Raw genomic sequence first — 12,994 nt, forward strand, 5'->3', positions numbered from 1 at the left:
GGATTTTCCATCGAGTTATAGTGTTTTTTCATTTAATTATACTAATTCGTGTTCTGGTAATCCTGGCATTCAAGTAGCTTTTCGTAATGTTCACGGAGCATTGAATCATACTTCGGATGAAAGTAAGATTATTTTTGGAATAGATAACATCTCTTCAGATTCGAGTGCAGAAGATATTGGCTAAATCTTACCGTACCATGAGATTATATACTGAATTAGAAAATGACAAAGCTTTTGGGGATAAAACCGATAATATTTTCACTAAAGATATGGACGTTATTAAATTTTATGGTCACTCTTTAGCAAGAGCTGATTACAGCTATTTTCAGTATATTTTTGACATGTATGATTTGTATAATTCTGATGTCAAATTGATTTTTTACTATTCAAAAATTGAAGGACGAACAGTAGAAAAAGTAAGGTAAGAACAATACCGCAATATAACGAAATTAATAGAATAATACGGTGAGACTTTAGATAACAAAGCTCATGGAAGAAATCTTTTAACAAGACTAATTCAAACAGGAAGATTGAAGATAGTTGGATTGGAAGACGACAATAATAAAATGCAAGAAGAATAATCAAAGCTACCCTACCTAGTTTTATAAAGAAACTGGATAGGGTATTTTTTATTTGAATGGTCAAGATAACGGTTCCGTGCGTAGTAGAAAATGGTATAATATACCTAATGCATTATTTTATATATGTTAAAAGAAATTGTTTTTATAATTAAGAACAAACACTTAGACTAGGTTACACAATAACCAGAAATATTTTATTTAATGATAGGATAAACAAGTAAATGTCAATTACAGAATACGAAGATAAGATTAAAGATATTGTCGAGAATGGTGATTATTCTCAATTTATATATGATTTTCTATCAATTTATGATAAAATCTCAAAAGCAACAATTACTAAGCTACGCAAAGGTAGCAATAATTTATCAAAGTTACCAGGCGAGGTGCATTTAAAAAATAAGCTATATTTTAAAGAAACTGATGGAAAAGTTTTGCAAGCTTATTCTGATTTAGAAGATAAGATAAGTGAGCTTAAATCTAAACCACGTTATATTATAGTTACAGATTATAAACAATTACTGGCTAAAGATACCCAAAATAGTGACTCTTTAGATATCAAGTTTAAAGAACTTCCTCAGTATTTTGATTTTTTCTTAGCTTGGAACGGAATTGAAAAAGCAGATTTTGAGAAAGAAAATCCTGCTGATTTAAAGGCTGCTGAACGTTTCGCAAAATTGTTTGATGAAATTTTAAAAAACAATGAGAATGTTGATCGTCATGGTTTGAACCTTTTTTTGATTAGGATTTTATTTTGTCTTTTTGCTGAAGATACGAATATATTTAAACCTAATTTATTTACTAACTTTTTAAAGCAATTTACTACGGAAGACGGTTCGGATATGAATGAACGGATATCTGAATTATTCTCTTTTTTAGATGATAAAGATAGAATTGGAGAGATTCCTGCTTATTTAAAAGATTTTCCATATGTAAATGGTTCTCTATTTTCAGAAGAACATGTTAATTTAAATTTCAGCAGTAAAGCAAGAGATTTGATTATTGAGGCTGGCGAATTAATTGGTTGGTCAAAAGTTAATCCAGATATTTTAGGTTCCATGCTTCAAGCAGTTGCAACTGGAGATAAAAGAAGTCATTTAGGAATGCATTATACCAGTGTTCCTAATATTATGAAGGTTATTAAACCTTTATTTTTAGATGATTTAAGAGAGAATTTTGAAAGAGCTAAAGGTGACGAGGAGAAGCTAAACAAACTTCTTAATCGAATTGGTAATATCAAATTTATGGATCCGGCGTGTGGATCAGGTAATTTCTTGATCATTACCTATAAGGAACTTCGACAATTAGAAATTGATATTTTGAAAGAATTAAATAGTATGGGAATTGCTACTATGTATGTTCCATCAGTTACACTTGGTCAATTTTACGGAATTGAAATCGAAGACTTTGCATGTGATGTAACGCGATTATCTTTATGGATTGCAGAACACCAAATGAATGTTCAACTTCATAAAGAAATTCATGATGCAGTTCGACCAACGTTGCCATTGCAGAAAGCGGGTGCAATTGTTTGTGGTAACGCCCTAAAAATTGATTGGAACGAAGTTTTACCTCATGAAAAAGATGACGAGGTGTATTTGTTTGGTAATCCTCCATATCTGGGATCAAAAAAACAAAATAAGTATCAAAAACTTGATATTGAGCACTTATTAAAAAATGTAAAAGGCCATAGAATGCTGGACTATATTTCAGGGTGGTTTCTATTAGCAAGTAGATTTATTAACTCATCGCCTAAAGTACAATCTGGGTTCGTTTCCACAAATTCGATTACTCAAGGAGAACAAGTCGGTAAATTGTGGCCAGAAATTTTTAATTATAAAGTTGATATTAGTTTTGCATACAGATCCTTTAAGTGGAATAACAATGCAAAAAGTAATGCTGGTGTAGTGGTAGTTATTATTGGATTAAAACACAGTTCGATTAATAAAAAAAGAAATTATTTAGCAATAATAGTTATAGAATTGTTGAAAATATTAGTCCATACTTAACGAATGCTTCTAATTTAACAGTGAAAAATATAAGTACTCCTATTTTTTTAAAACAAAAGATGCATTTTGGAAATATGCCAAATGATGGTGGAGGATTAATTGTAGATCGTTCAGATCTTAAACGGTTTGAAGAAGAAGGATTGAAAAAGTATTTTAAAAAATATGTTGGATCACAAGAGCTAATTAATTCTACCCATAGATATTGTATTTGGTTACCTTTTAAAGAAAAAAATGAATATGTTAAAGAAGCGCTTCTGCATCCATTAATTAGACAAAGAGTAGAAATTTCAGAAGAGCATAGGTTGAATAGCAAAGACAAAGGTGCGCAAAAACTTGCTAAATTTCCGTGGAAATTTAGAGATACTAATACCTTTAAAAAAAATGCTATTATTATTCCAAGTGTTAGTTCAGAAAAACGAATGTATGTGCCAATGGGGATAGTTGATTCAGATACTATAATATCAAATCTAGCTATGGCAATTTATGATGCACCGCTATGGTTATTGGGACTTTTGGAGTCTAGGATGCATATGATTTGGTTAGGGGCGGTAGGCGGAAGGCTAGGAACGGGATTTAGATATTCTATGGGAATTGTCTATAACACTTTTCCAGTACCAGAATTATCTCAACGTCGTAAAAATGAAATTGAAGATTTAACGTTAAATATTTTAGATATTCGTGATGAAGAAGGTGGGACACTAGCTGAATTATATGGTTCACCACTTGCAGAAAAGGATCCTAAACCGATGAATCCACGTTTACTTAAGGCGCACCAAGAATTAGATGCTGTTATTGATCGAGCATATAAAGCAAGTGGTTTTAAAGATGACAATGAACGATTATCATTATTACTAGATATGTATAGTAAGAAGGTAAATGAACTTGATGAATGATAAAAACGTAGTGTCGGTAGCGTATCACCATACTGGCAAAAGTACTAATACTAACGATTTGGGAATGCGTGCTATGCAGGCGCGTGTTTATGAAAAGAGAAAATCTCAATACCTTTTGGTTAAAGCGCCACCAGCTTCTGGTAAGTCACGCGCTTTAATGTTTGTTGCTTTGGATAAGTTGGCTAATCAGGGTGTAAAAAAAGTGATTGTTGCTGTACCCGAACGCTCAATAGGTCGGTCTTTTAAGAGTACAGATTTAACGACTTATGGATTTTATGAAGATTGGATTGTTGATCCATATTATGACTTAACTTCAGGGGGCTCTAATGGTAGTAATGTTAAGCGTTTTGCTGAATTTCTAAATGATCCAGATGCCAAAGTATTAATTTGTACTCATGCAACTTTACGTTTTGCATACGAAGAAATTGATGACGATGCTAAGTTTGATAATACAATGCTCGCCATTGATGAATTTCACCATGTATCGGCTGCTGATAATTCAGTTTTAGGAACTGCACTTAAAAATATTATGCATAATTCTAATGCACATATTTTAGCAATGACGGGTTCCTATTTCCGTGGAGATTCACAACCTATTTTAACGAATGAAGATGAGCGTCGATTTAATAAAGTTAATTATTCATATTATGAGCAATTAGATGGCTATCAGTATTTGAAGTCTTTTGGTATCGATTATAAGTTCTACCAAGGAACTTATTTAGATGCTTTGGAAAAGGCTATTGATACAGATAAGAAAACAATTATTCATATTCCAAGTGTTAATTCTGCTGAGTCTACTAAGGATAAATACGAGGAAGTTGGTCACATTCAAGATGCTATTGGGGAGTTCCAAGAAAAAGACCCAGAAACAGGAATTGATTACGTTAAGCGTAAGAGCGATGGCAAAATTTTAAAAGTGGCTGATTTAGTAACAGAAGAAGGCCGTGATAGAGTACAAGCTTATTTACGTGATATGGGTTCAGCAGATGATTTAGATATCATCATTGCCTTAGGAATGGCCAAAGAAGGCTTTGATTGGCCATGGGCAGAGTATGCTTTAACAATCGGCTATCGTGGATCTTTGACTGAAATTGTTCAGATTATTGGTCGAGTAACTCGTGATAGTGATAATAAGAGCCATGCACAATTTACGAATTTGATTGCACAACCAGATGCCAAAAATGATGATGTTATGATAGCAGTAAATACAATTCTTAAAGCAATTACAGCATCTCTTTTGATGGAACAAGTTTTAGCACCAGAATTGAAGTTAAAATCAACACGAAGTAGTTCTTCAATAGATATTGATGGTGGTTTAGACAACGATGTTATTGTTGTTAAAGGATTAAAAGAGCCATCGACTAAGCGTGTTAGAGATATCATTGAAAATGATCTGCCTGATTTAAAGGCTGCTATCTTACAGGATACTAAGGTACAAGAAGCGATTGCATCTAAAGCAGGTTCAGATGTTATTAACAAGGTGTTAATTCCAAAGGTTATTATGGAACAAAATCCTGATTTGACTGATGAAGAGTTAGAAGAAATTCGTCAATATACAATTGCTGAAATGGCTCTTAAACAAGCAGAAATACAGTCAACTACTAATGAAGTGGGTGATGACAAGAAGTTTTTGCGAATGGCAGATAAATTTATTAACGTTGACGAATTAGATATTAATTTAATTGAACAAATCAATCCATTTCAACGTGCTTATGAGGTTATGTCAAGTAATATCGATAGCAAAACTTTACGTTTAATTCAACAGACAATTGATGCTAAAAAAGCAGATATTTCTGTAGAAGAACTTCCAGTTCTTTATCCCCAAATTAAGCGATTTATCGCTGATAATAAACGTTATCCTAGTAAGGAATCAAGCGACGAACTTGAAGTTAAATATGCTTATGCGCTGGCTAAACTTCGTGATTTAAGAATGCGGAGGAATGCAAGAAATGGCAAATAGAGAGTATCGAACTGTAGACGATATTTTTAATGATCCTGATTTAGAAGAATTATTAAAACCGATTGAAAAAAATACTAAAAAATCTGTGGTAATTGATCCTGATGTAAGAGAGTTACAAGAAATAGAAAATTGGTATAAAGAAAATGGACGCAAGCCAGAGAAAAGTCGTGTAGATTTAAAAGAAAGAAGCTTATTTAACAAATTGAATAGGTTAATTGGAAGTTATGATAAGTTAAAAGACTTTGATACTTATGGTTTGTTAGTCCAAGAAAGTCCTGATGTGTATGATCAATTGGCAGATGAAGTAAAACAAGATGTTAATACTAAGAGTTTTAATTCATTAGATGATATATTGAACGATGATTCAGTCTTGTTTAGTGGATTAGATGAAAATAATAGTTTTAATGTAAATCTTTTTAACACTGAAAAGGTGACTAGAAAACAAGAAAATAATCCAGAAAAACGGGCTCAACGTCAGAAAATGGATGATTTCGGACAATATAGTACTAAGTTTAAGCAAGTACAAAAAGAACTTGCAAGTGGGAAACGCCAGCTAGTTTCTTTTAAAGATTATGCTATACTTTTACATCATTATTATGTTTTAAAGGGGCAACTGATATATATAGACGCCTTTGGTGAGGAAGAGTCTAAAAATAATAAAAATGGAGTTTACAACGATAAACGCGTACATGTGGTTTATGAAAATGGTACGGAAAGTAATGTTTTATATCGAGGATTAGCTGCATCACTTTATGGTCGTGGTGGTAAAATGGTTACAGATGTTGAAACTGGTACAATTGAGTTGACTGCTGATGACTACCCTACAGGATATATATATATATTAAAATCGTTGAGTAAAGATCCACAAATTTCTAATATTAAATCTTTATACAAAGTCGGTTTTACAGCTGGAAGTGTCAAGAAAAGGATAGCTAATGCTGAAAATGAATCTACTTATTTGTATGCGCCAGTGAAACTTATTGAACAGATTCAAATAATTAATTTGAATCCTGAAGTTCTAGAAACTGCTATTCACCATGCATTAACTGACTATCGCTTAGAAGTAGAGATTAAGGCGCCTAATGGGAAAAATATTACTCCAAGAGAATGGTTTGTGATAGATTTACCTAAAATAGAAGATATTATAAACCATATTGTTGCTAGATTGCAGAGTGAACAGTAGGCTATTAGGGAAAGTACTAATTACTAGTTTAGTACTTTTTTAGTATCTCCCTCTCCAATTCTTCCAGCGCTAGCTAATTTTCTTCATACTCATAAAAAATTCAAACAAACATTGTTCTTTCATAATCTTCTTTACAGCCCCGCCATTTTCCAAAAGAAATAATACCGAGACTAAAAACTTCCTTGATTTTATGCTAAAATAGAGCTAAGTTATTTAGAACAGAACGGGAGTAGAGGTTATGATTCCAGCGTATATTAGAATTCATGATGCGTTAAAGAAAAAGATTGACGATGGTTTTTGGAAGATTGGTCAGCGTTTGCCGAGTGAGCGTGATTTGGCGGATGATTATGAGGTGAGTCGTATGACGCTTCGTCAGGCGATTACGCTTTTGGTGGAAGAAGGGATTCTTGAGCGCCGTGTGGGTAGTGGGACTTATGTGGCTAGCCATCGTGTGCAAGAGAAGATGCGCGGGACAACGAGTTTCACAGAGATTGTGCGTTCACAAGGCAAGATCCCGTCATCTCAGGTGGTTTCTTATCAGCGTAAGCCTGCCAATGAGACTGAGATTGAGCAGTTGCAACTGAAACCTAGCGATTATGTGGTTCGCATGGAGCGCGTGCGTTATGCGGATAACATGCCGCTTGTTTTTGAGGTAGCGTCAATTCCAGAGAAGTTGATTCGTGAGTTTAAGCATGAGGACATTGCGGAGCATTTCTTCCAGACTTTGACGGATAATGGTTATGAGATTGGTAAGAGTCAGCAAACCATTTATGCCAGAAATGCGAGTGAGCGCGTGGCTAACTACCTTAAGGTTCCGAAAAATCATGCCGTACTGGCTTTGACACAGGTCTCATATTTCACAGACGGCAGACCATTTGAGTACGTACACAGTCAGTATGTCGGCGACCGCTTCGAATTTTATTTGGAGAATAATTAAAATAAGAGAGCAAGTTTTCTTGCTCTCTTTTGTCATCAAATATAAAAAGGTTGAGAACCCTCGGGGATTTTCCTTGAAAAAATCAAGGCGGCAGCACCTCTACCTAGTACAACTGCACTCTTTGGATAAATCGTCACCGATTTAAACTCAGTCTCAACCTTGCTTTATTGTATCATTTTAGAGAAAGTTACACTAATTTTTGCTTCTAAACTGATATCGCTTACGACTTTTATGACTTATTGGGTGTGATTAACCAATTCTGACTATTAAAATTAGGCAAAATATGGTAAAATAAAGGCTATGGAAATTGAAAAAACCAATCGTATGAATGCTCTTTTTGAGTTTTATGCTGCGCTTTTGACAGATAAGCAGATGAATTATATTGAACTGTATTATGCGGATGACTATAGCTTGGCTGAGATTGCTGAGGAATTTGGGGTTAGCCGTCAGGCAGTTTATGACAATATCAAACGAACTGAAAAGATTTTAGAAGCTTATGAGATGAAGCTGCACATGTATTCGGACTATATTGTTCGTAGTCAGATTTTTGATGAGATTTTGGATAAATACCCATCAGATGATTTCTTAAAAGAAAAGATTGCCATTTTGAGCAGTATTGATAACCGAGATTAATTTACTGATAATTGATAATTTATAGATTTAGGTAGGAGAATTTATTATGGCTTTTGAAAGTTTGACAGAACGCCTGCAAGGGGTTTTTAAAAATATTCGTGGAAAGAAAAAGCTATCTGAAAAAGATGTTCAAGAAGTAACCAAAGAGATTCGCTTAGCTTTGCTTGAAGCTGACGTTGCTCTTCCGGTCGTTAAGACATTTATCAAACGCGTTCGCGAACGTGCTGTTGGTCATGAAATCATCGATACGCTTGACCCAACACAACAAATCGTTAAAATCGTTAATGAAGAATTAACAGAAATCCTTGGTTCTGAAACAGCTGAGCTTGAAAAATCACCTAAAATTCCTACAATCATTATGATGGTCGGTCTTCAAGGTGCTGGTAAAACGACATTTGCTGGTAAATTGGCTAACAAGCTGATTAAAGAAGAAAAAGCTCGTCCAATGATGATTGCGGCTGATATCTATCGTCCAGCAGCTATCGACCAATTGAAGACTCTTGGTAGCCAAATCAACGTTCCAGTCTTTGATATGGGAACTGACCACTCAGCCGTTGAAATCGTAACACACGGTCTTGCACAAGCCAAAGAAAACCACAATGACTACGTTATCATCGATACAGCTGGTCGTCTGCAAATCGATGAAGCTTTGATGCAAGAACTTCGTGATGTTAAAGCTCTCGCTAAACCAAATGAAATTCTTTTGGTTGTTGATAGTATGATTGGTCAAGAAGCTGCCAATGTCGCTGACGAATTCAACAAACAATTGGATATCACAGGGATTGTCTTGACTAAGATTGATGGTGATACACGTGGTGGTGCGGCGCTTTCTATCCGCGAAATCACTGGTAAACCAATCAAATTCACTGGTACTGGTGAAAAAATCACTGATATCGAAACCTTCCACCCAGACCGTATGTCAAGCCGTATCCTCGGCATGGGTGATTTGCTCACATTGATTGAAAAAGCAAGTCAAGAATACGATGAAAAACGTTCAATGGAACTCGCTGAAAAAATGCGTGAAAACACCTTTGACTTTAACGATTTCATCGAACAACTTGACCAAGTGCAAAATATGGGTCCAATGGAAGATCTTCTTAAGATGATTCCTGGTATGGCTAATAACCCTGCACTTAAAAACTTCAAAGTCGATGAAAAAGCTGTCGCTCGTAAACGTGCAATCGTCTCATCAATGACACCTGAAGAACGTGAAAATCCTGATTTGCTAACACCTAGCCGCCGTCGTCGTATTGCAGCTGGTTCAGGTAACAGCTTTGTCGATGTCAACAAATTCATCAAAGATTTCAACCAAGCAAAACAAATGATGCAAGGTGTCATGTCTGGTGACATGGAAAAAATGATGAAGAAAATGGGTATCAACCCAAATAACCTTCCTAAAAACATGCCAAATGGCATGGATATGTCATCACTTGAAGGCATGATGGGCGAAAATGGTATGCCAGACCTTTCAGCTCTTGGTGGAGATATGGACCTTAGCCAAATGATGGGTGGCGGCCTCAAAGGAAAAGTCGGTTCCTTTGCCATGAAGCAAGTCATGAAACGCCAAGCCAACAAAATGAAAAAAGCTAAGAAAAAACGCGGGAAGAAGTAAGAACTTCATATGCTAATCGACTATGCTAAATTTTTCTTAGCCCCCAAATTCACAAACGGTAGGTGGCCAGCTTACCTCTTTACGGTCGATCAATTCTGTCATTACCTAGCCATTATCGGAATCTATCTAGCTATCTCACCTCAGCAAACCCAGCTGATCCTCAATCCCAATTGGCTTATTCTGGCATTATTTTTCTTAATCATTACAAAGCCTATCAATATCATTTTCAAGCTCTATTTTGAATGCTACCAAGTAGAGCTTGAAGATACCAGCAGCATCTCAGGTGCTGGCGCCATGGTGGGAAATTTAGAAAGGCTCATCATCGGAATCTTTCTCATTCTCGGGCAGTATGCGGCTATAGCTCTCGTTTTTACCGCAAAATCCATTGCCCGTTACGATATGATTTCCAAAAATCAAGGCTTTGCAGAATATTACCTCATCGGATCCTTATTTAGCATGATCAGTGTCTTGGTAACCTACGCATTATTAATCTTTTAATATTCAAAATGAGGTCGGTCTTTAAAGATATTCCAACCTCGTTTTTCATATTTATACAAGCTCCCAATAATAGTGGCTATTCTTTCTGAATCGGTTTATCTAAAAATCGAGAAAACGGAATCCTAAGCATAACAAATGGATGGTAAACATCCTTTTCTTTACTTTAAACGGCATCTAAATAATATAGACAATTCTAATATTATCTGATAGACTATTAGAGTAATATTCCTATTTAGAAAGAATTTATCCAAATGCTGAAAGCATTATTTCCTTACAATTATGTTGAAGATGTCTTTGTGATCGATTATCAGAAATTATACGATAAAGGCTTTAGGGCAATCATCTTCGATATTGATCAAACACTCGTTCAACATGGTGAAGAAGCAACACCAGAGGTAGAAGCCCTATTCAAAACACTCCAGATTATTGGCTTTAAGACCTTCATCTTATCAAATAATAGTCCAGAGCGGATTGAAGCATTTTTGACCAATATCAATGATACTGGATTTATCGGACTGGCAGACAAGCCCAGACCTGACCAGTACCTAAGCGCTATTAAACAACTTAGCTTGCCTAAGGAATGCATTATCTTTATCGGTGATCAAATTTTTACGGATGTCTTAGGAGCTAATCGTGTTGGTATAGCAAGCATCCTAGTGAAATTTTTGCGACACCCTCACGAAATCAATATCGGAAAAAAGCGCAAGCTAGAATCGCTTTTTCTTAAAGTATATGTTAAGAGCAAGCGTTACTATAATCGCTTAGGCACTATCACCAAGGTAAGGGAGCATTAAAAATATGGTATTTTGGAATAAAGATTTATTGTTTAGTGAAATAAGCCCAACGACGTATAAAATTTCGGTATATAAGGAAATCTTAAAACGCCACCTCAAGAATGCTAGGGAAAAGAAAGTTTTTGCCACAACAAAATCTGATCAATTACTCCCCAATGTTGTCTCAGTTCACCAATCCAACCTTATCAAAAAAGGACCTGGTATTGACCCAGAACTACAATATAATAAAGCCCATAATATCGATATTGCTTCACGAACCATGGATAAAATTATTATGGAACCTGGAGAGGAGTTCTCTTTTTGGCATCTTGTCGGCAAGATCAATGAGAAAAAAGGCTATATGGATGGTCGTGTCATCATTGGCGATAGTGTAGAAGCTGAAACAGGTGGGGGACTTTGTAACTTAGCAAATACGCTCAATTTACTGATTTTACATAGCCCTCTTGAAATTACAGAACTAAATACACACTCAGATGCCTTAGCTGCAGACTTTGATCATCGTGTCCCATTTGCTAATGGGACATCAGTTGCTTATAATTATGTTGATTACCGATTCAAAAACTCAACTGACCAAACAATTCAGATCTGTATGTCTGTCCAAGGTGAGACACTAGAAGCAGAATTACGTAGCGAGAAACCGTTTGATAACCGTTACGAACTGTTAGAAGAAGATCATCATGTTATTCGCAAAAACGATAAATATTATCGTCGCTCACAAATTTATCGTCAAACTATCGATAAAAAATCTGAAGAAGTAACTGCTAAAGAATTAATTTGGGATAATAAATCACAAATTATGTTTGATCCAAAACTTATCCCTGCAGAAATGATTCGATCATAATTCAAAAGAAGACCTAATACCTAGAATTCAAGGTATTAGGTCTTCTTTTTGTCTTTTAAAACTTGGGGAACTCAAGGCATTTTACGGCAGTAACAAAACATAATCAGTTGGCCATATAGTCACAGACGATATCAATTTGCTCAGCAAAATCATCGCCAAATTTCTTCTCAAAGAAGGCACTCCCGATTGTAAAAGCCCAGGGTTTAATCTCTTTGATATGGTCCAATTTTTCAAAACTATCGACGCTACCAGCCAAACAAACTGGTGCATCAACTGATTCTACAACAGTCTTGTTTAGCAATTCTGCATCACCAGTATAGCGATAACCCAATAAATCAAATCCAAATACGCCCTTAGCCAAATACTGATTTGCTTCATCAATGAAACTATCGATTGAACCTTCCAAAACAGATGGACGTCCTGTAATCTTACCTAAAAATGGCATATACTTCATCTTATTTTCCTGGCAAAATATGTTTATTTTGTCGCTGAAAATAGTACCCATCAAAATATCACAGCAACATTCATGCGCTAATTTTGCACCCTCTAAGCCTTCCTCCTCACTGTAGGCGACAACCTCTAAAAACGTAGTTTTACCACAAGCTTTCATGTAGCTAAATAGCTTTTTCATTTCCTCTAAGGGAAGTGGCTCCTCTTTAAACCCCCAATATTGAGCTTTTGAGTTTTTACATTGATCAAAAATCTCTGCAGCATTTAAGATCGTTAGGTCGTTATGTGTCAGCATAACAATTAATTCAGAATGTTCCACAATAAATACAAACCCTTTCAAAATAAATCATAATCAATTATAATACTATGTAATATTTCTATCAATATAACTCTTGGAAATTTCCTGACAATTTTCAAATTAAAATAATGGGTAGAATTTATTTACAATCAGGAGAAACTTGGGTTAAGGATTAATAAATTTTCTACTAATCTCCAAAGTGGAATTACCCACTACAGGAATTATAGAGCCATTTTCGGTGGCTTTCTTTACGTCACAGAGTTTATTGAGGCAGTTGTGATATGGGCCTTTTTCTTTATTTTTAGGTT

9 protein-coding genes and 3 pseudogenes are annotated in these 12,994 nt (G+C 35.1%); 11 read left to right on the top strand and 1 reads right to left on the bottom strand.

Features of this window, described 5'->3' with window-relative positions; genetic code table 11:
* Window positions 1-197 precede the first annotated feature (197 nt).
* From HMPREF0819_RS08535 to HMPREF0819_RS02100, 11 genes and pseudogenes are all read left to right on the top strand, one after another.
* Window positions 198-425: a hypothetical protein gene (locus HMPREF0819_RS08535; protein WP_004231619.1), complete on the top strand. Its 228-nt coding sequence runs from the start codon at window positions 198-200 to the stop codon at window positions 423-425.
* Window positions 426-802: 377 nt separating this feature from the next.
* Window positions 803-3,480, top strand: a pseudogene (locus HMPREF0819_RS02060) (DNA methyltransferase).
* On the top strand, window positions 3,473-5,440 hold the full coding sequence (locus tag HMPREF0819_RS02065; protein ID WP_004231623.1) for a DEAD/DEAH box helicase: 1,968 nt from the start codon (window positions 3,473-3,475) through the stop codon (window positions 5,438-5,440). The pseudogene HMPREF0819_RS02060 and the gene HMPREF0819_RS02065 overlap by 8 nt, the downstream one beginning before the upstream one ends.
* Window positions 5,421-6,623 carry a GIY-YIG nuclease family protein gene (locus HMPREF0819_RS02070; protein ID WP_004231625.1) on the top strand — a complete coding sequence of 401 codons (1,203 nt, stop codon included), beginning with the start codon at window positions 5,421-5,423 and terminating at the stop codon, window positions 6,621-6,623. The genes HMPREF0819_RS02065 and HMPREF0819_RS02070 overlap by 20 nt, the downstream gene beginning before the upstream one ends.
* Window positions 6,624-6,861: 238 nt before the next feature.
* The gene (locus HMPREF0819_RS02075) at window positions 6,862-7,560 is read left to right on the top strand and encodes a GntR family transcriptional regulator (protein WP_004231627.1); all 699 of its coding nucleotides are present in this window, start codon (window positions 6,862-6,864) and stop codon (window positions 7,558-7,560) included.
* Window positions 7,561-7,860: 300 nt separating this feature from the next.
* Window positions 7,861-8,193 (top strand): putative DNA-binding protein, encoded by a 333-nt coding sequence (locus HMPREF0819_RS02080; RefSeq protein WP_004231629.1) that lies wholly within the window; start codon window positions 7,861-7,863, stop codon window positions 8,191-8,193.
* Between the two features lie 46 nt (window positions 8,194-8,239).
* A complete protein-coding gene (gene ffh, locus HMPREF0819_RS02085) occupies window positions 8,240-9,805 on the top strand; it encodes a signal recognition particle protein (protein WP_004231630.1) in 1,566 nt (521 codons plus the stop codon).
* Window positions 9,806-9,814: 9 nt separating this feature from the next.
* A pseudogene (locus tag HMPREF0819_RS09540) lies at window positions 9,815-9,958 on the top strand (DUF3307 domain-containing protein); the annotation flags it as partial.
* A gap of 123 nt (window positions 9,959-10,081) precedes the next feature.
* Window positions 10,082-10,303, top strand: a pseudogene (locus tag HMPREF0819_RS09545) (DUF3307 domain-containing protein); the annotation flags it as partial.
* Window positions 10,304-10,554: 251 nt separating this feature from the next.
* Window positions 10,555-11,097 carry a YqeG family HAD IIIA-type phosphatase gene (locus tag HMPREF0819_RS02095; RefSeq protein WP_004231635.1) on the top strand — a complete coding sequence of 181 codons (543 nt, stop codon included), beginning with the start codon at window positions 10,555-10,557 and terminating at the stop codon, window positions 11,095-11,097.
* Window positions 11,098-11,101: 4 nt separating this feature from the next.
* Window positions 11,102-11,938 carry a VanW family protein gene (locus HMPREF0819_RS02100; protein WP_004231637.1) on the top strand — a complete coding sequence of 279 codons (837 nt, stop codon included), beginning with the start codon at window positions 11,102-11,104 and terminating at the stop codon, window positions 11,936-11,938.
* 103 nt (window positions 11,939-12,041) lie between these two features.
* On the opposite strand, the gene HMPREF0819_RS02105 is transcribed toward HMPREF0819_RS02100, so the two are convergent.
* On the bottom strand, window positions 12,042-12,728 hold the full coding sequence (locus tag HMPREF0819_RS02105) for a beta/alpha barrel domain-containing protein (protein WP_237393039.1): 687 nt from the start codon (window positions 12,726-12,728) through the stop codon (window positions 12,042-12,044).
* Window positions 12,729-12,994: the final 266 nt, after the last annotated feature.

The organism is Streptococcus equinus ATCC 9812 (assembly GCF_000187265.1).
Taxonomy (GTDB): domain Bacteria; phylum Bacillota; class Bacilli; order Lactobacillales; family Streptococcaceae; genus Streptococcus; species Streptococcus equinus.